The sequence below is a fragment of the Pseudoxanthomonas taiwanensis genome, from assembly GCF_010093135.1.
In the GTDB taxonomy this organism is placed as follows: domain Bacteria; phylum Pseudomonadota; class Gammaproteobacteria; order Xanthomonadales; family Xanthomonadaceae; genus Pseudoxanthomonas; species Pseudoxanthomonas taiwanensis.
Genome location: NZ_PDWK01000011.1, coordinates 14,710 through 36,863 on the forward strand (window position 1 = coordinate 14,710; position 22,154 = coordinate 36,863).

At 74.0% G+C, this 22,154-nt stretch carries 19 protein-coding genes and 1 other RNA gene; 3 read left to right on the forward strand and 17 right to left on the reverse strand.

All coding sequences use genetic code 11. The features are described from left to right. Nucleotides 1-134 precede the first annotated feature (134 nt). From ftsA to rsmI, 15 genes are all read right to left on the reverse strand, one after another. Nucleotides 135-1,370, reverse strand: coding sequence for a cell division protein FtsA (ftsA, locus tag CR938_RS03490; RefSeq protein WP_162123683.1), 1,236 nt, complete (start codon nucleotides 1,368-1,370; stop codon nucleotides 135-137). After that, a complete protein-coding gene (locus tag CR938_RS03495) occupies nucleotides 1,367-2,134 on the reverse strand; it encodes a cell division protein FtsQ/DivIB (protein ID WP_162123684.1) in 768 nt (255 codons plus the stop codon). Before CR938_RS03495 ends, ftsA begins: the two co-directional genes overlap by 4 nt. Continuing rightward, nucleotides 2,131-3,090: a D-alanine--D-alanine ligase gene (locus tag CR938_RS03500; protein WP_162123685.1), complete on the reverse strand. Its 960-nt coding sequence runs from the start codon at nucleotides 3,088-3,090 to the stop codon at nucleotides 2,131-2,133. Before CR938_RS03500 ends, CR938_RS03495 begins: the two co-directional genes overlap by 4 nt. Further along, the gene (gene murC / locus CR938_RS03505) at nucleotides 3,087-4,517 is read right to left on the reverse strand and encodes a UDP-N-acetylmuramate--L-alanine ligase (protein WP_162123686.1); all 1,431 of its coding nucleotides are present in this window, start codon (nucleotides 4,515-4,517) and stop codon (nucleotides 3,087-3,089) included. Before murC ends, CR938_RS03500 begins: the two co-directional genes overlap by 4 nt. Continuing rightward, nucleotides 4,514-5,620, reverse strand: coding sequence for an undecaprenyldiphospho-muramoylpentapeptide beta-N-acetylglucosaminyltransferase (gene murG / locus CR938_RS03510; RefSeq protein WP_246190955.1), 1,107 nt, complete (start codon nucleotides 5,618-5,620; stop codon nucleotides 4,514-4,516). Before murG ends, murC begins: the two co-directional genes overlap by 4 nt. Beyond that, nucleotides 5,617-6,972: a putative lipid II flippase FtsW gene (ftsW, locus tag CR938_RS03515; RefSeq protein ID WP_162123687.1), complete on the reverse strand. Its 1,356-nt coding sequence runs from the start codon at nucleotides 6,970-6,972 to the stop codon at nucleotides 5,617-5,619. The genes murG and ftsW overlap by 4 nt, the downstream gene beginning before the upstream one ends. Continuing rightward, nucleotides 6,972-8,057 (reverse strand): phospho-N-acetylmuramoyl-pentapeptide-transferase, encoded by a 1,086-nt coding sequence (gene mraY / locus CR938_RS03520; RefSeq protein WP_162123688.1) that lies wholly within the window; start codon nucleotides 8,055-8,057, stop codon nucleotides 6,972-6,974. Before mraY ends, ftsW begins: the two co-directional genes overlap by 1 nt. Next, nucleotides 8,058-9,449 carry a UDP-N-acetylmuramoyl-tripeptide--D-alanyl-D-alanine ligase gene (locus CR938_RS03525; RefSeq protein ID WP_162123689.1) on the reverse strand — a complete coding sequence of 464 codons (1,392 nt, stop codon included), beginning with the start codon at nucleotides 9,447-9,449 and terminating at the stop codon, nucleotides 8,058-8,060. It abuts the gene before it with no gap. Further along, nucleotides 9,446-10,915, reverse strand: coding sequence for a UDP-N-acetylmuramoyl-L-alanyl-D-glutamate--2,6-diaminopimelate ligase (locus tag CR938_RS03530; RefSeq protein WP_162123690.1), 1,470 nt, complete (start codon nucleotides 10,913-10,915; stop codon nucleotides 9,446-9,448). Before CR938_RS03530 ends, CR938_RS03525 begins: the two co-directional genes overlap by 4 nt. Continuing rightward, a complete protein-coding gene (locus CR938_RS03535) occupies nucleotides 10,912-12,726 on the reverse strand; it encodes a peptidoglycan D,D-transpeptidase FtsI family protein (RefSeq protein ID WP_162123691.1) in 1,815 nt (604 codons plus the stop codon). The genes CR938_RS03530 and CR938_RS03535 overlap by 4 nt, the downstream gene beginning before the upstream one ends. Next, a complete protein-coding gene (gene ftsL, locus CR938_RS03540) occupies nucleotides 12,723-12,989 on the reverse strand; it encodes a cell division protein FtsL (RefSeq protein ID WP_162123692.1) in 267 nt (88 codons plus the stop codon). The genes CR938_RS03535 and ftsL overlap by 4 nt, the downstream gene beginning before the upstream one ends. Then, the gene (rsmH, locus tag CR938_RS03545; RefSeq protein ID WP_162123716.1) at nucleotides 12,986-13,960 is read right to left on the reverse strand and encodes a 16S rRNA (cytosine(1402)-N(4))-methyltransferase RsmH; all 975 of its coding nucleotides are present in this window, start codon (nucleotides 13,958-13,960) and stop codon (nucleotides 12,986-12,988) included. Before rsmH ends, ftsL begins: the two co-directional genes overlap by 4 nt. Before the next feature lie 14 nt (nucleotides 13,961-13,974). Next, nucleotides 13,975-14,421: a division/cell wall cluster transcriptional repressor MraZ gene (gene mraZ / locus CR938_RS03550; protein WP_162123693.1), complete on the reverse strand. Its 447-nt coding sequence runs from the start codon at nucleotides 14,419-14,421 to the stop codon at nucleotides 13,975-13,977. Between the two features lie 412 nt (nucleotides 14,422-14,833). Then, nucleotides 14,834-15,201, reverse strand: an RNA gene (gene rnpB, locus CR938_RS03555) — RNase P RNA component class A. Between the two features lie 33 nt (nucleotides 15,202-15,234). After that, the gene (gene rsmI, locus CR938_RS03560; RefSeq protein WP_162123694.1) at nucleotides 15,235-16,053 is read right to left on the reverse strand and encodes a 16S rRNA (cytidine(1402)-2'-O)-methyltransferase; all 819 of its coding nucleotides are present in this window, start codon (nucleotides 16,051-16,053) and stop codon (nucleotides 15,235-15,237) included. A 65-nt stretch (nucleotides 16,054-16,118) separates the two neighbouring features. Here rsmI and CR938_RS03565 point away from each other — a divergent pair, with 65 nt between their 5' ends. The 3 genes from CR938_RS03565 to CR938_RS03575 are packed head-to-tail and all read left to right on the forward strand — an operon-like array spanning nucleotide 16,119 to nucleotide 19,688. Next, nucleotides 16,119-17,855 (forward strand): penicillin-binding protein activator, encoded by a 1,737-nt coding sequence (locus CR938_RS03565; protein WP_162123695.1) that lies wholly within the window; start codon nucleotides 16,119-16,121, stop codon nucleotides 17,853-17,855. 5 nt (nucleotides 17,856-17,860) lie between these two features. Then, on the forward strand, nucleotides 17,861-18,271 hold the full coding sequence (locus tag CR938_RS03570) for a YraN family protein (protein WP_162123696.1): 411 nt from the start codon (nucleotides 17,861-17,863) through the stop codon (nucleotides 18,269-18,271). A 34-nt stretch (nucleotides 18,272-18,305) separates the two neighbouring features. Beyond that, nucleotides 18,306-19,688, forward strand: coding sequence for an FAD-binding oxidoreductase (locus tag CR938_RS03575; RefSeq protein ID WP_162123697.1), 1,383 nt, complete (start codon nucleotides 18,306-18,308; stop codon nucleotides 19,686-19,688). Between the two features lie 127 nt (nucleotides 19,689-19,815). Here the strand turns inward: CR938_RS03575 and CR938_RS03580 are convergent, their stop codons facing one another. Both CR938_RS03580 and thiL read right to left on the reverse strand, forming a co-directional pair. Continuing rightward, nucleotides 19,816-20,979 carry a MalY/PatB family protein gene (locus tag CR938_RS03580; protein ID WP_211365165.1) on the reverse strand — a complete coding sequence of 388 codons (1,164 nt, stop codon included), beginning with the start codon at nucleotides 20,977-20,979 and terminating at the stop codon, nucleotides 19,816-19,818. A gap of 161 nt (nucleotides 20,980-21,140) precedes the next feature. Further along, a complete protein-coding gene (gene thiL / locus CR938_RS03585; RefSeq protein ID WP_162123699.1) occupies nucleotides 21,141-22,133 on the reverse strand; it encodes a thiamine-phosphate kinase in 993 nt (330 codons plus the stop codon). Nucleotides 22,134-22,154 lie beyond the last annotated feature (21 nt).

The window sequence follows — 22,154 nt, forward strand, 5'->3', positions numbered from 1 at the left end:
TGCCTGTTGCGTGCAGGGCCTTCCCGCCCCTTCCGCGTTTCCTTGCGTCTTCCATCCGGGTGCGACCCGGCTCCTGCAAAAAACCTTCTTCTTCCGCCCCGCCCTCACCGGCCGCGGCCCCGCCGCGGCCTGCCTCAGAACTCGCCGCGGTACCAGTTGCGCAGCTTCTTGAAGAAGCTGGCCGCGCGCCCGCTCGGCAGCGACGGCCGCCGCGGGTGCTCGATCTGGCTGCCCATCAGCAGCAGGCCCACGCCGGTGGCGTGCACCGGGTTGCCCACCACCTCGCCCAGGCCGGAGACGTGCTGCGGATTGCCGATGCGTACCGGCATCTGCAGCATCTCCTCGGCCAGCTCGATCACGCCCTCCATCTTCGAGGCGCCGCCGGTCAGCACCATGCCGGCGCGCACCAGCTCCTCGAAACCGGAGCGGCGCAGCTCGGCCTGGACCATCTCGAAGATCTCCTCGTAGCGGCCCTGCACCGCCTGCGCCAGCGAGGCCCGCGGCATGCGCCGGGGCGGCCGGTCGCCGACCGACGGCACCTGGATGCTCTCCTCGGCAGTGGCCAGCTGGGCCAGCGCGCAGGCGTAGCGCACCTTGATCTGCTCGGCCTCCGGCGTGGGCGTGCGCAGCATGTGCGCGATGTCGTTGGTGACGTGGTCGCCGGCGATGGGCAGCGAGGCGGTGTGGCAGATCGCGCCCTGGATGAACACCGCGATGTCGGTGGTGCCGGCCCCCATGTCCACCAGGACCACGCCCAGCTCGCGCTCGTCGGCGGTCAGCACCGCCACCGAGGAGGCCAGCGAGGACAGGATCAGGTCGTCCACGTTCAGGCCGCAGCGCTGCACGCACTTGGTGATGTTCTGCGCCGCCGACTGCGCGCAGGTGACCAGGTGCGCGTGCACCTCCAGGCGCACGCCGGTCATGCCCACCGGGTTGCGGATGCCCTCCTGGGAGTCGTCCAGCACGTACTCGCGCGGGATCGCGTGCAGGATGCGCTGGTCGGCCGGGATCGCCACCGCCTTGGCCGCATCCAGCACCCGCTCCAGGTCCTGCCAGGTGACCTCGCCGTCGCGGATCGGAACGATGCCCGGCGAATTCTTGCACTGGACGTGGTTGCCGGAGATCGAGGCGTACACCGAGCGGATCTCGCAGCCGGCCATCAGCTCGGCCTCCTCGACCGCGCGCTGGATCGACTGCACCGTGGACTCGATGTCCACCACCACGCCGCGCTTGAGGCCGCGCGACTCGTGCGAGCCGATGCCGATGACCTCGATCGGGTTGCCCGGCGAGTACTCGCCCACCAGCGCCACCACCTTGGAGGTGCCGATGTCGAGGCCGACGATGAGGGACTTGTCGCCTTTGCGGTTCATGTACTGCTCGCCTGTTTTGCCCGCGCCTGCGCGGACGCGGGCGTGTGGAAGGAGGAATCGCGCGTGGCCGGGCGGCCCCACGCCAGGGTGAATCCGTTGGTGTAGCGCAGGTCGGCGCGTTCCAGCGGCCGCGCCTGGCCGGCCAGCAGCTGCGGCAGCACGCGCACGAAGCGCTGCAGGCGGGCACGCGCGTCGTCGCGGCCGACCACCACGCGGGTGCCGTTGTCCAGCACCAGCGACCAGCTGCCGCGCGCGTCCACGCCCAGCTCGGCCACGCCGTAGCCCAGCGGCGCGAACAGCTCGCGCGCCTCGTTGTACAGGGCCACCACCTCGGGCGCGCGCGCGGGCGGGCCATCCAGGCGCGGCAGGCGCGCGTCGGCCAGGTCCGGCGGCAGCGGGAACAGCACGCCGCGCTCGGACAGCATGCGGTCCTCGCCCCAGCGCGCGAACGGCCGATGCTCGACCACGCGCACCTCCAGCACGTCGGGCCACTGCTTGCGCACCTGCGCGCTCTCCACCCACGGCAGCCGCTCGACCGCGCGCTGGGCCGCGTGCAGGTCCACCGCGAAGTAGCCGCGCCGCGCGTGCGGCGCCACCGCCGCGCGCAGCTGCTCGGCCTGCACCCGCTCGAACTGGCCGCTGACGCGCAGCCGCGCCAGCGGGAAGCGCTCGGCGCCGACCCAGCCGTTGAGCACGGCCACCACCGGCAGCGCGACCAGCGCCAGCGCGAGCAGCCAGGCCAGCAGGCGCAGCAGCGCGTTCATGCCACCGCACCTCCTTCCAGGGTCTGCTCGAGGATGCGCCAGCACAGCTCCTCGAAGCCCACGCCCAGCTGCGCCGCGGCCTTGGGCACCAGCGAGTGGCTGGTCATGCCCGGCGCGGTGTTGACCTCCATCAGCATGAAGCGGCCATCGGCGTGGCGCATGACGTCCACACGGCCCCAGCCGCTGCATCCGGCGGCCTGGAAGCCGGCCAGAGCCAGCGCGCGGATCTCCTCCTCCTCGGCGCCCTCCAGGCCCGGGCACAGGTAGCGGGTATCCTCGGCGATGTACTTGGCGTGGTAGTCGTACCAGCCCGAGGCCGGGATGATGCGGATGCTGGGCAGGGCCACCTCGCCGAGGATGCCCACGGTGTACTCGCCGCCGGTGAGCATCTGCTCGGCCAGCAGCTCGCCCCCGTAGCCGGCGGCGAATTCGAGCGCCGGGGCCAGGTCGGCCTCGCCGCGGATCGGGAACACGCCGACGCTGGAGCCCTCGCAGGAAGGTTTCACGAACACCGGCAGCCCCAGCTCGCGCACCGCCGCGGCCAGGTCGCCGCCCGGCGGGATGCGCACGAAGCGCGCGGTCGGCAGGCCGGCGGCGATCCACAGCAGCTTGGTGCGGATCTTGTCCATGGTCAGCGCGCTGCCCAGCACGCCGGGGCCGGTGTACGGCACGCCCAGGGCCTGCAGCAGGCCCTGGACCACGCCGTTCTCGCCATCGCCGCCGTGCAGGATGTTGAACACGCGGTCGAAGCGCTTCTCCGCCAGCGCGGCCACCAGCGCGGGAATGCCGTCCACCGGATGGGCGTCGATGCCCCGCGCGCGCAGCGCCTCGAGCACGTTGCGGCCGGAATCGAGCGAGACCTCGCGCTCGGAACTGGTGCCGCCCATCAGCACGGCGACGCGGCCGAACACTGCCGGGTCGGCGTGGCGCGGCGGCGGCAGGACCGGACTGCTCATGCCTTGCCTCCGAAGCCTTCGGCCGCGATCTGGTGGGCGATGTAGCCGATGTCGCCGGCGCCCATCATCAGCAGCAGGTCACCGTCGCGCAGCACGTCCGGCAGCACCTTCGGCAGCTCGGCGGCCGACCCGACCACCACCGGCTCGCTGCGGCCGCGCGCGCGGATGGCGCGGGCCAGGGCGCGCGAGTCGGCACCCGGGATCGGCGCCTCGCCGGCCGGGTAGACCTCGCTGAGCACCAGCGCATCCACCTCCGACAGCACCGCGGCGAAGGCGTCGAACTGGTCGCGGGTACGGGTGTAGCGGTGCGGCTGGAAGGCCACCACCAGGCGCTTGTCGGGCCAGCCACCACGCGCGGCGGCGAACACCGCCGCCAGCTCGCGCGGATGGTGGCCGTAGTCGTCCACGATGCGCACGCGCGCGCCGCCCGGCGTGGCGACCTCGCCCAGGTCGTTGAAACGGCGGCCGATGCCGGCGAACTTCTCCAGCGCCGCGGCGATCTTCTCCGGCGCCAGGCCCAGCTGCCAGCCCACCGCGGCCGCGGCCAGGGCGTTGAGCACGTTGTGCCGGCCCGGCAGGGCCAGACTCACCGGCAGGCTCACGCCCTCCGGCAGGCACAGGGTGAAGCGCATGCGCGGCCCTTCCTGGACGATGTCGTCGGCGCGCACGTCGGCGTTCTCGGCGGTGCCGTAGGTCATCACGTGGCGCGGCATGGCCGCGGCCATCGCCGCCACCTCCGGGTCGTCGATGCACAGCACCGCCAGGCCGTAGAACGGCAGGCGCTGCAGGAACTCGGAGAAGGCCGCGCGCAGGCGCGCGAAGTCGCCGCCGTAGTTCTCCAGGTGGTCGGCGTCGATGTTGGTGACCACCGCGATCAGCGGGTTCAGGCGCAGGAAGCTGCCGTCGCTCTCGTCGGCCTCGGCCACCAGCCACTGGCCGCCGCCGAGCTTGGCGTTGGCGCCGGCGGCCAGCAGCTGCCCGCCGATCACGAAGGTCGGATCCATGCCGCCCTCGCTGAGCACCGCGGCGGTCAGCGAGGTGGTGGTGGTCTTGCCGTGGGTGCCGGCCACGGCGATGCCGCGCCGGAAACGCATCAGCTCGGCCAGCATGGCCGCGCGCGGCACGATCGGGATGCGCTGGGCACGCGCCTCCATCAGCTCGGGGTTGTCCTCGCGGATGGCCGAGGAGACCACCACGCAGTCGGTGCCCAGCACGTTGGCCGCCGAATGCCCGCGCACGATGCGCGCGCCCAGCCGGGCCAGGCGGCGGGTGGCGGCGTTGTCGGCCACGTCCGAGCCGGAGACCTCGTAGCCCAGCGTCAGCATCACCTCGGCGATGCCGCTCATGCCGGTGCCGCCGATGCCGACGAAGTGCACGCGGGGAAAGGCCCGCACCAGGTCCTGGGTGTCGTGCAGGCGGCGGATCATGCGGAAGCTCCCTGGTTCGATTCCTGCAGGACGGCGTCGGCGATGCGCGCGGCCGCGTCCGGGCGGGCCAGGGCGCGCGCGGCGCGGGCCATGTCCAGGCGCCGCCGCGCGTCGCCGGCCAGGGCGCGCAGCGCCTCCTCCAGCCGGTCAGCCAGCCGTCCATCCTGTTTGAAGAGCAGCGCCGCGCCCTGGTCGGCCAGGTACTCGGCGTTGCGGGTCTGGTGGTCGTCCACCGCGGCGGGGAATGGCACCAGCACGCTGCCCACGCCGGCCGCGCACAGCTCGGCCAGGGTGGAGGCGCCGGCGCGGCACACCACCAGGTCGGCCCATTCGTAGGCGCCGGCCATGTCGGCGATGAACGCCTCCACGTGCGCGGCCACGCCGGCCTCGGCATAGGCCCGCTGCGCCTCCTCGCGCAGCTTCTCGCCGCACTGGTGGACCACGTGCAGCGGCACGTCGCGCAGTGCGGCCAGCGCGCGCGGCATGGCCTGGTTGAGGGCGCGCGCGCCCTGGCTGCCGCCCAGCACCAGCACGCGCACCGGGCCGCCGCGGCCGGCCATGCGCTCCTCCGGCGGCGGCAGCGCGGCGATCTCGGTCCGGACCGGGTTGCCCACCGCCTCCTCGCCCGGGAAGGGGCCCGGGAAGCCGGTGAGCCCGGGCCGGGCCAGGCGTGCCAGCACGCGGTTGGTCAGGCCGGCGGCGCGGTTCTGCTCGTGCACCAGCAGCGGGATGCCGGCCAGGCGCGCGGCCAGGCCGCCGGGGCCGGAGGCGAAGCCGCCGAAGCCGATCACCGCGCGCGGCCGGCGGCGGCGCAGCACCGCGGTGGCGGCGCGCACCGCCTGCGCCAGCCGCAGCGGCGCGGCCAGCACGGTCATCGTGCCCTTGCCGCGCACGCCGGCGATCGGCAGCGTGTCCAGTTCGATGCCGTGCTGCGGCACCAGGCGCGTCTCCATCGCGCCGGACGCGCCCAGCCAGGTGACCGGGACGCCGCGCGCGCGCAGCTCGTCGGCCACGGCCAGCGCCGGGAAGATGTGGCCACCGGTGCCGCCGGCCATCACCATGACCGGGCGCGCTTCGGGCGCGGGCATGCCGGTCGTGCTCATGCGAAGCTCCCGAAGGTCGGTTCCACGCGCGAGGTGCCGCGGCCGGAGGCGACCTGTGGCGACGGCGCGGACGCCGGCGCGCGCACCGGGCGGGCATCGGCCTGGCGGTAGCCGGCGGTGGCCACCGGCGGCATCGGCGCCTGCGGCGGCGGCGCATCCGCGGGGGAGGCCGCGTGCGCGGCATCCGGGCGCAGCCGCGCGACCTGTCGGGTGGCGCGCTCCAGCTCGTAGGACACGCGCAGCAGCAGGCCCAGGGCCACGCAGGTCATCAGCACCGACGAGCCGCCGGAGGAGACCAGCGGCAGGGTCAGGCCCTTGGTCGGCAGCAGGCCCAGGTTCACGCCGATGGAAACGAAACTCTGCATGCCCAGCCACAGGGCCACGCCGAAGGCGCAGTAGCCGGCGAAGTGGCGGCGCATGTCCACGCACTTCAGGCCCAGGTACAGGGCCCGGCCGACCAGCAGCGCGTACAGGCCGATCACCGCGCACACGCCGACAAAGCCCAGCTCCTCGGCGATCACCGAGAAGATGAAGTCGGTGTGCGCCTCCGGCAGGTAGTTGAGCTTCTGCACCGAGGCGCCCAGGCCCACACCGAACCACTCGCCGCGGCCGATGGCCATCAGCGCGTTGGACAGCTGGTAGCCCGAGCCGAGCTGGTCGGCCCAGGGGTCCAGGAACGAGGTCACGCGGCGCATGCGGTAGGGCTCGAACACCACCAGCGCCACCAGCACCGGCAGCACGGCCAGCACCGGCGCGGACATGCGCGGCAGGTTCACCCCGCCCAGGATCAGCATGCCGGTGGTGATGCCCAGGATCAGGGTCGCCGAGCCGAAGTCCGGCTGCGCCAGCAGCATGCCGATCAGCAGGCCCGCCACGCCCAGCGGCTTGAGCATGGCCGGCCAGGTGGCGTTGACCTCGTCGCGGAAGCGCACCAGGTAGCTGGCCAGCCAGACGATGTAGAGCCCCTTCACCGCCTCCACCACCTGGAAGCGGGACAGGCCGAGGTTGATCCAGCGGCGGGCACCGTTGACGCTCACGCCCAGACCGGGGATCCAGGGCAGCAGCAGCAGCACCAGGCAGCCCAGCAGCAGCACCTGGTTGTACTTCTCCACCAGCTTCAGCTCGGTGCGCATCAGCACCGCCGCCAGGCCGATGCCCACACCCAGGAACATGACGTGGCGGACCAGGTAGTGGAACGGCCCGGCCCCAAGGTTCTCGGCGATGGCGATGGAGGAAGAGGCGACCATCACCACGCCGAGCGCGGCCAGCGCCAGGGCGGCGCCGACCAGCCAGGGGTCGAAGCGGCCGCCGATGGCCTCGAGCCGGGTTGCCTGGCGGGACAGGTCGTTCATCAGCGCACCTTCAGCGTGGCCAGGCCGATCAGGACCAGGATCACCGAGATGATCCAGAAGCGGACGATCACCCGCGGCTCCGGCCACCCCTTCAGCTCGAAGTGGTGGTGGATCGGCGCCATGCGGAACACGCGCTTGCCGGTGAGCTTGAAGCTGGCGACCTGGATCATCACCGACAGGGTCTCGATGACGAAGATGCCGCCCATCACCACCAGCACCAGTTCCTGGCGCACGATCACCGCGATGGTGCCCAGCACCGCGCCCAGGGCCAGGGCGCCGATGTCGCCCATGAACACCATCGCCGGGTAGGTGTTGAACCAGAGGAAGCCCAGGCCGGCGCCGGCGATGGCCGCGCAGATGATCACCAGCTCGCCCGCGCCGGGCACCTGCGGGATCTGCAGGTAGTTGGCGAACACGGCGTGGCCGGAGGCGTAGGCGAACACGCCCAGGGCCACGGCCACCAGCACGGTGGGCATGATCGCCAGGCCGTCCAGACCGTCGGTCAGGTTGACCGCGTTGGAGAAGCCGACGATCCAGAAGTAGGCGATCGCCACGAAGGAGATGCCGGCCAGCGGCAGGGCCACCGACTTGAACAGGGGCACGTAGAACGTGGTGGCCGCCGGCACGTCGGCGTACAGGTACAGGTACAGGCCGGCAGCCAGGCCGAAGACTGACTGCAGCAGGTACTTCCAGCGCGATTTCAGGCCGTTGGGGTCGCGCTTGACGATCTTGAGCCAGTCGTCGTACCAGCCGATGGCGCCGAAGGCCAGCATCACCAGCAGCACGGTCCACACGTACTTGTTGCGCAGATCGCCCCACAGCAGGATCGACAGCATCACCGTGATCAGGATCAGCGCGCCGCCCATGGTCGGCGTGCCGGCCTTGGAGAAGTGGGTCTGCGGGCCGTCCTTGCGGATCGGCTGGCCGCCCTTGAGCTGGCCGAGACGGCGGATCACCGCCGGCCCCAGCCACAGGGACAGGAACAGCGCGGTCAGCGCGGCGAGGATGCCGCGGAAGGTGATGTAGCCGAACAGCCCGAAGAAGCTCTCGAGCTTGTGCAGCCAGCGCGCCAGTTCAAGCAACATCTATACGTCTCCCCGCGCCAGCAGCGCAGTCACGATCCTGTCCATCGCGCTTCCGCGCGAACCCTTCACCAGGAGCCGGCGCCCGCCCCCCTCGCGCGGTGCCGGCGCGGCGCGCAGGTCCTCCCGCAGCGCCGCGGCCAGTGCCTCGTGCGTCCCGAAATGCCGCCCGCCCTCGCCGAAGGCACGCGCCGCGGAGGCGCTCAGCGGCCCCAGCGCGTACAGCCGGGCGATGCCGGCGGCGCGGGCGCGTGCGCCGGCCTCGGCGTGCAGTGCCTCGGCGTCCGGGCCCAGCTCGCGCATGTCACCCAGCACCAGCCAGGCCTCGTCGCCGGAGGCGGCCAGCACGTCGATGGCCGCGGCCACCGAACCGGGGTTGGCGTTGTAGCTGTCGTCCACCAGCACGGTGCCGTCGGCCAGCACGTGCGCCACCTGGCGGCCCGGCACCGGCTGCGCCGCGGCCAGGCCCTCGGCGACGGTGGCCAGCGGCACGCCGCAGGCCAGCGCCAGGGCGGCGGCGGCCAGGGCGTTGCGCACGTTGTGGCGGCCGGGCAGCTGCAACACGACCTCGGCCTCGCCCTCCGGCGTGGCCAGGGTGAAGCGCTGCCCGCCGGCACCCGGCCGCAGGTCGCGCGCGGTCACCTCGGCGCTGGCCTCCAGGCCGAAGCGCAGCACGCGGCGGCCGGTCCCGGCCGGGCGGATCACCTGCTGCTCGAACCACGGCGCGAAGGCCTCGTCGGCGTTGACCACCGCCACCCCGCCCTCGCCCAGCGCGGCGTAGATGGCGCCCTTGGTCTGCGCCACGCCCAGCAGGCTGCCCATGCGCTCCAGGTGCGCCGGGGCGATGTTGTTGACCAGCGCCACGTGCGGCGGCACCACCTCGGTCAGGTAGGCGATGTCGCCCGGCTTGCCGGCGCCCATCTCGTAGATGGCGAAGTCGGCGTCCTCCGGTGCGTCGATCACCGCCAGCGGCAGGCCGACCTCGTTGTTGCGGTTGCCGGGATTGGCGTAGGCCAGGCCGGCGCGGCGCAGGATCTCCAGCAGCAGGGTCTTGACCGTGGTCTTGCCGTTGCTGCCGGTGATGGCCACCACCTTCGCCCGGCGGCCACGCTGCATGCCGGCGGCGATGCGCGCCAGCGCGCGCAGGCTGTCGGGCACCTGCACCTGCGGCAGGTCCGTGGCCATGGGCCGCTCGACCAGCAGGGCGACGGCGCCGCGCCGGGCCGCGTCGGCGACGAAGGCATGGCCGTCGAAGCGCTCGCCCTGCAGGGCCACGTACAGGCTGCCGGGGACCAGGCTGCGGGTGTCGTGGCCGATGGCGTCCACCAGCACGTCCTCGCCGTGCAGTTCGCCACCGGCCCAGTGCGCCACCAGCGAGAGCGGGATGCGGTTCATGCCCGGCCCTCCAGCGCGGCGCGCGCCACCAGCGTGTCGTCGAACGGATGGCGCACGCCGTTGATCTCCTGGTACGGCTCGTGGCCCTTGCCGGCCACCAGCACGATGTCCTGCGGGCCGGCCTCGGCGATGGCGCGGGCGATGGCGCGGGCACGGTCACGCTCCACCACCACCGCCTCCGCGCGGGCGAAGCCGGCCAGGATGTCGGCCACGATCGTCTCGCCATCCTCGGTGCGCGGGTTGTCGTCGGTGACGAACACCTTGTCGGCGCCGGCCTCGGCGATCCGCGCCATCTGCGGGCGCTTGCCGCGGGCGCGGTCGCCGCCGCAGCCGAACACGCACAGCAGCCGCGCCGCGGCATGGGCGCGCAGGCTGGCCAGCGCCTGGGCCAGCGCGTCGGGGGTGTGCGCGTAGTCGATCACCACCAGCGGGCGCACGCCGTCGCCGCCCAGGCGGTTCATGCGCCCGGGCACCGGCTGCAGCTGCGCCAGGGTGGCGGCGATGCTGCCGGGGGCCTCGCCCAGCGCGTGCAGCACGCCGGCCACGGCCAGCAGGTTGTCCACGTTGAAGCGGCCCAGCAGCGGCGAGGCGACCGCGTGCGCCTGGCCGTCCACCACCAGGTCGAAGCCGATGCCGCGCACGTCCAGGCGCAGGTTGTCGGCGCGCACCGTGGCACCGTCCTGGCCGCGCGAGCTCAGGCCCACCACACGCACCTCCGGCGCCAGGTGGCCGCGCAGGGTGCGGGCGTAGGCGTCGTCCAGGTTCAGCACCGCCGCGCGCAGGCCCGGGCGCTCGAACAGGCGCGCCTTGGCCAGGCCGTAGCGCTCCATGTCGCCGTGGTAGTCCAGGTGGTCGCGGGTGAGGTTGGTGAACACCGCCACGTCGTAGTGCACGCCGTCCACCCGGCCCTGGTCCAGGGCGTGCGAGCTGACCTCCATGGCCACGGCCTGCACGCCGGCGTCGCGCAGCTGGCCCAGCAGCGCGTGCATGGGCAGCACCAGTGGCGTGGTGAAGCCGGTCGGGCGCACCTGGCCGTACACGCCCACGCCCAGGGTGCCGATGCTGCCGGCGCGCACGCCGCGCAGGTGCCAGGCCTGGGTCAGCAGTTGCACGGTCGAGGTCTTGCCGTTGGTGCCGGTGACCCCGACCATGGTCATCGCGTGCGAGGGATGGCCGTGGAACAGGTCGCCCATCGCGCCCAGGCGGGCGCGCAGGCCGGGCACCGGGATGGCCTCCGGCGGCGGCGGGTACGCCTCCGGCGCCGGCGGTTCGAACAGCACCGCCACCGCCCCGGCCTCCAGCGCCTGGCGGGCGAAGGCCAGGCCGTGGGTGCCGAAGCCGGCGATGGCGACGAAGACATCGCCCGGCCTGACCTCGCGGCTGTCCATCACCAGCCCGGAAACGGCCACGTCGCGCGGCAGCGCGACGTCCGGCAGCAGGCGCGACAGGGGCATGGTGCGGCTCATGGCTCGCCTCCATCGCCCACCCCGGGCATCGCCGCGGGAATGGCCGCGTCGTAGGGGTCCTCCTCCAGCGGCGGCGGCAGGGGCGGCAGCGCCGCCTGGCGCTTGGCCTCGCCCTTGGCCTGGGCGGCCAGCCAGGTCTCGATGTCGTCCGGCGGTACGTCCATCAGCCTCAGCGTGTCCTCCATGACCGCGCGGAACACCGGCGCGGCGACCAGGCCGGCGTAGTAGGCGCCGCCCTGCGGATCGTTGATCACCACCACGGTGGCGAAGCGCGGGTTGGTCGCCGGCACCAGGCCGGCGAACAGCGTGGTGTAGCGGCGCGAATAGCCGCCGGCGGCGGCCTGGCGCGAGGTGCCGGTCTTGCCGGCCACGTGGTAGCCCAGGATCGCGGCCTGGGTGGCGGTGCCGCCCGGCTCGGTCACCGTCTGCATCATCCGCACCACCGCATCGGCGATCTCCGGGGCCACCACCTGGCGCGCCTCGTTGATCTGGCCCTTGACGAAGGTGGGCGTGATCAGGCGGCCGTGGTTGCCCAGCGCCGCGTAGGCCTGGGCAACCTGCAGCGCGGTGGCCGACAGACCGTAGCCGTAGGACATGGTGGCCTTGGTCAGGCCGTTCCAGCGCGAAGGCGGCAGCACCACGCCGGCGGCCTCGCCGGGGAAGCCGCTCTGCGGCGCACTGCCGTAGCCGAAGCGGCGGATGAAATCGTAGAAGAACTGCGCCGACAGCGGCTCGGACAGCTTCACCGAGCCCAGGTTGGAGCTCTTGGTGATGATGCCGGTGACGTCCAGCACCCCGTAGTTGTGGTGGTCGCGGATGGTGAACCGGCCCAGCGCCATGTAGCCCGGGCTGGTGTCCACCCGGGTGTCGAGCCTGGCGGTGCCGGCGGTCAGCGCCGCGGCCACGGTGATCGGCTTCATGGTCGAGCCCGGCTCGACAAGGTCAGTGACCGCGCGGTTGCGGCGCGCGTCCGGGTTGTGGCCGGTGACCGCGTTGGGGTTGTAACTGGGCAGGTTGACCATGGCCAGGATCTCGCCCGTGGCCACGTCCAGCACCACCGCCGAACCGCTGCTGGCCTTGTGCGTGGCCAGCGCGTTGCGCAGCTCGCGGTAGGCCAGGAACTGGATCCGGCGGTCGATCGACAGGGTCAGGTCCTTGCCCGGCTCGGCGGGACGGATCAGGTCGATGTTCTCGACGATGCGGCCGTGGCGGTCGCGGATCACACGCTTGGCGCCGGGCTTGCCACGCAGCCACTCGTCGAAGGCCAGCTCCAGGCCCTCCTGGCCGCGGTCGTCGATGTTGGTGAAGCCCAGCACGTGGGCCATCGCCTCGCCCTGCGGGTAGAAGCGGCGGAACTCGCGCTGGCTGAACACCCCNGGGATGTTGTGGGCCAGGATCGCCCTGGCCTGGTCCGGGTTGATCCGGCGCTTGAGGTAGACGAACTCCTTGTCGGCGCGCTGCGACAGGCGGCTGGCCAGCTGGTCCAGCGGCACGTCCAGGGCCTTGGCCAGCTCCGGCAGGCGCTCGGGGTAGCGCAGCAGCTCCTGCGGGTTGGCCCAGATCGACTCGACCGGGGTGGACACCGCCAGCGGCTCGCCGTTGCGGTCGGTGATCATGCCGCGCGAGGTCGGGATCGGGATCTCGCGCACGAAGCGCGCCTCGCCCTGGCGCTGGTAGAAATCGGCGTTGACCAGCTGCACGTAGGCGGCGCGGCCGACCAGCGCGACCGAGCACAGGCCGAGCGTGCACGCGACCAGCATCATGCGGCCGCGGAGGTTGAACTTGCCGCGCTGGCGGGGGGCGCGCTTCATGGCCGCACCACCACGATGTCCTCGGCCGCGGGGAACTTCATCCCCAGCCGCTGCCGCGCGACCTGGTCGATGCGGTTGGCCTGGGCCCAGGTGGCCTGCTCCAGCTGCAGCCGGCCGAATTCGATGTTCAGCTCGTCGCGCTCGCGCTCCAGCCGGGTCAGCTCCACGAACAGCTGGCGGTGGCGGTAGCGCTGGTAGACCACGCCGATGGCGCTGGCCACCACGGCCAGCAGCAGCACGCCAGCCAGGATGCGGGGGATCATGGCGCCACCTCCGCCACCGGCAGCTTCTCGGCCACGCGCAGCACGGCGCTGCGCGCGCGCGGGTTGGCGGCCACCTCCGCCTCGTCGGCGCGAATCGCGCCGCCGATGGCGGCCAGCATCGGCACGAACGCCTCCTGCTGCGGCAGGCGGCGGTTGGCCGGCGGCGCCTTGGCATGGCGCGCGATGAACTGCTTGACGATGCGGTCTTCGAGCGAGTGGAAGCTGATCACCGCCAGCCGCCCGCCCGGGCGCAACGCGGCCAGGGCCGCGTCCAGCCCGGCCTCCAGGTCGGCCAGCTCGCGGTTGATGTGGATGCGGATGGCCTGGAAGCTGCGCGTGGCCGGATGGCTCCGGTCCTTGCCGCGCGGCACCACGCCGGCCACCAGCTCGGCCAGCTCGGCGGTGCGGGTCAGCGGTTTGACCGCGCGGCGCGCGACGATGGCGCGGGCGATGCGCCGGCTCTGCTTCTCCTCGCCGTAGCGCCACAGCACCTCGGCGATCTCGGCCTCGTCGGCACGCGCCAGCCACTGCGCGGCGCTCTCGCCCGAGTCCGGGTCCATGCGCATGTCCAGCGGCCCGTCCTTGCCGAAGGAGAAGCCGCGCTCGGCCACGTCCAGCTGCGGCGAGGACACGCCCAGGTCGAACAGCACCCCGTCCAGGTCGCGGGCCTGCTCCCAGGCGCCGAGCGTGGCGAAGCTGCCGCGCCGGATGGCCACACGCGGGTCGCCGCCGAAGCTGCGCTCGGCTTCCGCGATCGCTTCCGGGTCCTTGTCCATCAGCAGCAGCCGGCCTCCCGGGCCGAGTCGTTGCAGCACCCCGCGCGCGTGGCCGCCGCGCCCGAAGGTGCCGTCCAGGTAGCGTCCATCCGCGACCACGCGCAACCCATCCACGACCTGCGTGAACAGCACCGGCAGGTGCGCCGCCGGCGCTGACGGGTCAGCGGGGTGGCCGGCCTGCGCGCCCATGCGCATCCGGTCCCCCATGCTCACAACCTCAGGTCGAGCATGTGCTCGCTCAGATCCTCGTCGGTCAGCGTCCGCCGGATCTGCGCGTGGTGCGCCTGCTCGCTCCAAAGCTCGAACTTGTCCCCCATGCCCAGCAGCACGGCCTTCTTCTCGATGCCGACCGCGCTGCGGTGGCTGGCCGGGATGGAGATGCGCCCGTTGGCGTCCGGCTCCACGGGGGTGGCGGCACCAACCAGCTTCAGCTGCAGGCTGCGGTGCGCCGCCCGGGTGCTGGGCAGCTTGTTGACCGCGTCGCGCACCCGTTCCCACTCCTTGTAGGGGTACAGGTACAGCGACCCGGCCTCGAACGGGTTGTAGGTGATCACCAGGCGGTTGCCGCACTCGCGCGCGATCAGGTCGCGGTAGGCCGTCGGGATGGCCACGCGCCCCTTGTCGTCCACGGTGATGGCGGTCTCGCCCTGGAACACTCTCGACCCCGGCTGGGAGGCAGTTCAACCACGGAAAACCACGAAATCCCCGGTTTTCCCTCGGATGCCCACCTTAGGGGTCACCAACAGGGTTGTCAACAGGCTCCTGCAGAAAAAATCGCCTGTTGCGTCAATGATTTGCAGCGATGTTCACAGACAAGTTCAAGGGTTTTCCACAAGTCGCTGTTTAGTCTCATTTTTTGAGAATCGGCCTCCGTGAAGGCCGCGTGGAGGCCGGCAGCCCGGACCAGGCCCCGGATCCGGCCCGCCGCGCCCGCGGCACCCGGTCCGCGCAACGGGAAGTCCTTGTGATGTACGTCACGGTATTGGGCGGATGGACGCCGCGGAGGCGGCGCACGGGCAGACGCGGCCGTCCGGGGCTCATGCCGCCGGACGGCCGGAGGAAATGGAGGGGCGGAGCCGGCCGGTAAGCCGGGTTCTGTCGTGGACAGTCATTCCTCTGGGCGCCGCGTCGCCGCGGCGCTCTAGCAGCCTACCCAGACCCGACGCGGGCCACGTCATGGGGTCCCTATTTGGCCTTGCTCCCGGTGGGGTTTGCCGTGCCGGCCTGTTACCAGGCTCGCGGTGCGCTCTTACCGCACCATTTCACCCTTGCCTGATCCCGGCGCCCCTTGCGGGACGGCCGGGCCATCGGCGGTTTGCTTTCTGTTGCACTTTCCGTCGGCTCGCGCCGCCCAGGCGTTACCTGGCACCGTGCCCTGTGGAGCCCGGACTTTCCTCGACACCCGCGAAGGGTGCCGCGACTGTCTGGCCGACTCCGCCAGGGCGCATTGTCGCACGCCCGAGGGGCCCTCAGCCGCCGTAGAGCGCCTTGCGTGGGGCGCCGGTCAGCTCCGCGGCCAGCTTGGCCGCGGTGGAGGGCGGCAGGTGCTCGGCCAGGCGGGCGTACAGGCGCCGTCCCTCGGCCAGGCGCGCGTCGGCGTCGTCGCCGGCGCCCTGCACCACCCCCACGAACTCGCCCCGGCGCTGGTCGGCGTCGGCGTGGACGCGCTCGCGCAGCCCCCCCAGGGTGCCGTCGAGCACGGTCTCATAGAGCTTGGTCAGCTCGCGCGCCAGCACCGCCGGACGATCCCGGCCGAAGGCCGCGCAGGCATCCTCCAGCATCTCCGCGATGCGGTGGGCCGACTCATAGAAGACCAGGGTGCGCGGCTCGCCCGCCAGCGCGGCCAGGCGCTCGCGCCGGGCCGAGGCCTTGGCCGGCAGGAAGCCCTCGAAGGCGAAGCGGTCCGAGGGCAGGCCGGCCACGCTCAGCGCGGCGATGGCCGCGCACGGGCCCGGCACCGGGCTGACCCTGACCCCCGCCTCGCGGGCGGCGCGCACCAGGCGGTAGCCGGGGTCGCTGACCAGCGGCGTGCCGGCGTCGCTGACCAGGGCCAGCGACTCGCCGCCCAGCAGCCGCGCCACCAGGCGCTCGGCCAGCTGCTGCTCGTTGTGCTCGTGCAGGGCCAGCAGCGGGGTGCCGATGCCGAAGTGCGCCAGCAGCTGGCCGCTGCGGCGGGTATCCTCGGCGCAGACCGCCGCCACCTCGCGCAGCACCTGCTGGGCCCGCGGGGACAGGTCGCCCAGGTTGCCGATGGGCGTGGCGACGACGTACAGGGTGGGGGCGGACATCAAGGTCGGGGCGACGGTGGGAGGGATAGAATCGTAAGCCCTTTTCACCGAGGCCCGGCCCCCGCATGGACAGGCACACGCGCGCACCCCAGCAACCGCACCCGGCCCGGCGCTGGCTGGCACCCGGCCTGGCCGTACTGCTGGCCGCCGGCTGCGCCTCGGTGGCGCCCGCGCCCAGCGCCGATCCGGGCCACGCCGTGGCCATCGCCCTGCTGGAGCAGGGCCAGGCGCGCCAGGCCGCGCAGCAGCTGGAGGCGCTGGCGGCCACCGCGCGCAACGGCCAGCGCCACGCCCTGCTGGCCGACGCCGCCTTCGCCTGGCGCGAGGCCGGGGACGAGGCGCGCGCGCGCAGCCTGCTGGCGCAGGTCGAGGCGCGCCGGGTGGGCGGCGCCAGCCGCGCCCGCCTAGCGCTGCTGCGGGCCGAGCTGGCGCTGGCCGACGGCCAGGTGCCGGTCCCCCTGGACGGCGATCCGGCACTGCTGCCGACGGGGCAGCAGGCCCGCTGGCAGCTGGCTCAGGGCGCGGCCCTGGAAGCCGCCGGCGACGCCATCGGCGCCGCGGCCGCGCGCGCGCGCGCCGACGCCGGCCTGCAGGGCCAGGCGCGCGAGGACAACCGCCGCGCGATCGAGCGCCTGCTCTCGGGCCTGGACGACGCCACCCTGGGCGCCCGCGCCGCGGCGCTGCCGGCCGGCGAGCCGCTGTACAACTTCACCGCGCGCGCCCTGCTGCGCCGCGGCCTGCCGTTGCCGCGTCCGTTCGACCGGGATCCGGCCTGGAACTTCGACGACCGGCCGCCGGCCGCCGCCGACGGCTACCGGCCGCCGCGCCGGCTGGCGGTGCTGCTGCCGCTCAGCGGCCCGCTGTCCACCGCCGCCGCCTCGGTGCGCGACGGCCTGCTGGCCGGCTACTACGGCGAGACCCGCCAGCGCCCGGAGATCCGCTTCTACGACACCGCCGGCACCCCGGCCGGGGCCCTGGCCGCCTACGCCCGCGCGACGGCCGAGCAGGCCGACTTCGTGATCGGCCCGCTGTCGCGCGAGGAGGTCGGCGCCGTGTTCGGCCAGGCCAGCGCCGGCGTGCCCACCCTGGCGCTCAACCGCGGCAACGTGCCGCCCCCGCCCGGCCACGCCACCTTCTCGCTGGCGCCGGAGGAGGACGGCGTGGCCGCGGCCGACTACCTGGTCGCGCGCGAACACCGCCGCGTGCTGGTCATCGCCGCCAACGACGAGAACGGCCAGCGCGCCGCCGAGGCCTTCGCCCGGCGCCTGGCCGAGCGCGGCGGCGAAGTGGCCGCCACGGTGCGCGTGGGCGAGCAGCCCGGCGACGTCAGCGCGCAACTGGGGCAGGCCGCGGCCGCCGGCGCGGATGCGGTGTTCCTGGCCATGCGCGGCCCGCAGGCGCGGGCACTGGTCCCGCAGCTGGCCCTGGCCGGGCTGGGTGTCAAGACCCGGGTGGCCACCTCGCAGCTGACCTCCGGCACCGGCAGGGCGGAGGAGGACGCGGTGCTGGACGGCACCGTGTATCCGACCGAGGCCTGGCCGGTGCGCGGCGCGGCGCAGCTGCCTTCGGCCCAGCGTGCCGCCGAGCTGGTGCCCACCGCGCGCGGCCCGGCCGCGCGCCTGTTCGCCTTCGGCTACGACGCCTGGCGCATCAGCGCCTACCTGGAACGCTTGGCCACCCGCGCCGACGGCGAACTGCGCGGGGCCACCGGCACCCTGCGCCTAGACGGCTTCGGCGCGGTGCTGCGCCAGCCGGCCTGGGCCACCTTCAGCGGCGGCACCCCGGTGCCGCTGCGCGACTGACGGCCATGGCGCCGCGGCAGGGAGGCCGCCCCCGGGACCCCGGCCGCACGCGCGGCGCGGGGGGCGAGGCCGCGGTCCGCGCCCGCCTGGAGCGCGCCGGCCTGCGCACCCTGGCCAGCAACGTCGCCAGCCGCGGCGGCGAGCTGGACCTGGTGATGCGCGAACCCGGCGCCGAGGGCGACACCGTGGTGTTCGTCGAGGTGCGCTACCGCGCCGGCCACGCCTTCGGCGACGGCCTGGCTTCGGTGGACGCCGGCAAGCGGCGCCGGCTGGTCCATGCCGCGCAGGCCTACCTGGCCGCCCACCCGCAGCTGGCGGAACTGCCCTGCCGCTTCGACGTGGTCGCCGCCCACGGCGACCCGGCCTCCCCGCACATCGTCTGGACCCGCGACGCCTTCCGCCTGGACGAGGTCTGACCGTCCCCGCGCGGCCGCGCCGTACAATCCGGCGATGACCGCGCTGCCTGCCGCCCTCGACGCCGAACTGTCCGCCCTGCTGGGCGCCGAAGGTTGGCGCACCGACGAGGCGGCGCGCGCCGCGCACGGCGGGGACGACTCCCGCCGCCATGCCCTGCCCGACGGCGTGGCCCTGCCACGCGACCGCGCCCAGGTGGCCGCGATCGTGCGCGCCTGCCGCCCCCACCACGTGCCGGTGGTGGCGCGCGGTGCCGGCACCGGCACCGCCGCTGGCGCGGTGCCCTTCGCCGGCGGCGTGGTGGTCTCCTTCGCGCGCATGGACCGGATCCTGGCGATCAGCCCCGGCGACCGCTGCGCGGTGGTCGAGCCGGGTGTGCCGAACGCCGCCCTGCAGCAGGCGCTGCAGCCGCACGGCCTGTTCTGGGCGCCGGATCCGTCCAGTGCCGAACACTGCACCGTCGGCGGCAACCTGGCCTGCAACGCCGGCGGCCCGCGCGCGGTGAAGTACGGCGCCACCCGCGACAACGTGCTGGGCCTGGTGGCGGTGACCGGCACCGGCGAGCTGATCCGCTGCGGCGGGCCGTGGACCCAGGACGCCACCGGCTACGACCTCACCCACCTGATCGTCGGCAGCGAAGGCACCCTGGCCCTGATCGTCGAGGCCACGCTGAGGCTGCTGCCGCGGCCGGTGGCGCAGGCCGGACTGCGCGTGTTCTACCGCGACGCGGCCGCCGCCGCGGCGGCGGTGGCGCGGCTGATGGCGCAGCCGCAGGTGCCGGCGATGCTGGAGTTCATGGACCGCAGCGCCATCGCCCTGCTCCGCCGCAACGGCAGCGACGTGCCCGAGGCCGGCGCCATGCTGCTGGTGGAGGCCGACGGCGACCACGACATCCTGCCCCTGGCCCTGCAGGCGCTGGCCGAGGCCGCCCAGGGCGAGGGCCTGCTCGACCTGGACGTGGCCATGGACGGGGCCGCGCGCGACCGCCTGTGGGCGGCGCGGCGCGCGCTCTCGCCGGCGCTGCGCGGCATCGCCCCGGGCAAGATCAACGAGGACGTGGTGGTGCCGGTCTCGCGCATCCCGGACCTGGTGGCCGCCGCCGAGGCGCTGTCGGCGCAACATGCCCTGCCGATCGTGGTGTTCGGCCATGCCGGCAACGGCAACCTGCACGTCAACATCATGTACCACCCCGAGGATGCGGCCGAATCGGCGCGCGCGCAGGCGGCGCTGGAGGGCCTGTTCGCGCAGGTGATCGCCCTGGGTGGCACGCTCTCGGGCGAACACGGCATCGGCGTGGCCAAGCGCGACTGGATGGCCCGCGCCTTCGACGCCCCCACCCTGGCCGCCATGCGTGCGGTCAAGGCCGCCCTCGACCCCGACGGCATCCTCAACCCCGGCAAGGTCCTGCCCCCCCTGTAGGAGCCGCGCAAGCGGCGACACGACGCGCGCGGCCGGTCGCGACGGATGCACCCGTGCCGGGCGCTCGCAACGTGGCGGTGGGACGCCGGCGCCGGTTACGCCTGCCGGGTCGCCGCGGACGCGGCTCCTACAGGGAGGCGACGGCCTCGGCCATGCGTTCGATGGCCTCGCGCAGCAGCGGGCGCGGCATGGCGAAGTTGAGCCGCACGTGGCCTTCGCCGCCGGTGCCGCATTCGGCGCCGTCGGTCAGGGCCACGCGCGCGCGGCGGCGGAAGAAGGCGTGCGGCGGCATCTCCAGCGGCAGCGCGCGGCAGTCCAGCCAGGCCAGGTAGGTGCCCTGCGGTGCGATCCAGTGCAACTGCGGCAGGCGCTCGCGCAGCAACTGCCCGAGCAGCGCGCGGTTGCCCTCCAGGTACTCCAGCCCCCGCGCCAGCCAGGCATCGCCCTCGCGCCAGGCGGTGGTGTGCGCGATCACGCCCGGGGTGGCGGTGGAATGGCCGGCGAACAGGCCTATGCGTCGCCACAGCGCCAGGTCCTCGTCACGGGTGAACACCAGCTGCGCGCACTTCAGCCCGGCCAGGTTCCAGGCCTTGGATGCGGACACCGCGGTGATGGCCTGGCGCGCGGCCTGCTCCGACACCGAGGCATAGGGCACGTGGCGGTGGCCGGGATAGACGATCGGCGCGTGGATCTCGTCGGCGAACACGCGCGCGTCGAAGCGCGCGGCGATGGCCGCGATGCGCGCCAGCTCGTCACGGCCGTACACCTTGCCGATCGGGTTGTGCGGGTTGCACAGCACCAGCTGGCGCGCGCCGCGGGCGAAAGCCTCCTCCAGCGCGGCCTCGTCCAGCACCCAGGCGCCGTCCTCGCGCCGCATCGGCACCTCCAGCACCGGATGGCCCAGCAGCCGCAGCAGCGGAATGAACGGCATGTAGTTGGGCACCGGCAGCGCCACCGGCGTGGCCGCCGGCAGGTAATGGCGCAGCACCACCTCCAGCGCGCCCAGCACGTCCGGCACGGCGTGGATGGCTTCGGCCGGCACCTCCCAGCCGTGGTGGCGGCGCTGCCAGTCGGCGCAGGCCTCGGCCAGGGCGCGGGTCAGGTCCGGCGACAGGTAGCCGACCTGGCCGCGGGCCAGGGCCTGCTGCAACGCGGCGGCGATCGGCGGGGCCAGGCCGAAGTCCATCTCCGCGACGAAGGCGCCGATGCAGTCGGGGAAGGCGCGCCATTTCAGCCCGCCGCCGGCGCGCAGCTGGTCGAGGGGGACGGCGTCGAAATCGTGGATGTCCAAGGCGGCCTCCCGGCGTTGCCCCGCCATTGTAGGAGCCGCATGCGCGGCGATGCGACGTGCACGTCCGGTCGCGGCGCACGCACGCGAGCCGGGAGCGTCCGTGCCGTGACGCCTGAACGCCGGCTCCGGATGCGCCGGCCAGGTCGCCGCGGACGCGGCTCCTACAGGGGGGATGCCGGCGCGAAGTGCTGGTAGCCGGCGTGCGGGGGCTGCCACGGGCTGCCGGCGGCGGCCAGGGCGCGCACGCCGGAGCCTGCCACGATGCGGCCGATGCGGGTGGCCTCCACGCCGGCCTGTTCCAGCACCTGCGCCACCTCCTCGCGCAGCGCCGCCGGCGCGGTGAAGCACAGCTCGTAGTCGTCGCCCCCGGTTGCCTGCAGCGCGGCGCGCCGCGCGCCGGACACGGCCGCCAGCGCCGGCGAGGCCGGCAGGGCCTCCAGCCACACCTCCGCGCCCACGCCGCTGCGTTCGCAGATGTGCCCCAGGTCGGCCAGCAGGCCGTCGGACACGTCCACGCAGGCACGGGCCAGGCCGAGCAGGGAGCGCCCGGCCTCCACCCGTGGCGTGGGCCGGTGCAGGCGCGCGCGCAGGAACGCCCGCGCCTCTTCCCCGGCCACCGGCGTGGCGCCGCCGGGCGCGGGCATGTGCCCGTCCAGCACCAGCGCCGCAGCGGCATCGCCCAGGGTGCCGGTGACCCACCCCGCGGCGCCGGGGCGGGCACGGTCGCGGCGCAACGCGGCGCCCTGCTCCACCAGGCCCAGGGCGGTCACCGCCACCGACAGCGGGCCGCGGGTGGTGTCCCCCCCCACCAGCGCCACGTCGTGGCGCGCGGCCAGCTCCAGGAAGCCGTCGAGGAAGCCGTCCAGCCAGGCCTCCGCGGCCCCGGGCAGGGACAGCGACAGCGTGCACCAGGCCGGGCGCGCGCCCATCGAGGCCAGGTCGGAGAGGTTCACCGCCAGCGCCTTCCAGCCCAGGTCGGCGGGCGCGGTGCCGGCGGGAAAATGCACGCCGGCGTTGAGGGTGTCGGCGGTGACCACCAGCTCGTGGCCGGCCGGCACCGGCAGCAGCGCGGCGTCGTCGCCGATGCCCAGGCGCACGTCGGCGCGCGCGCCGGCGCGGCGGCGGATGCGTTCGACCAGGTCGAACTCGGCCATCGCCACGCCTCCCGCGCGGCG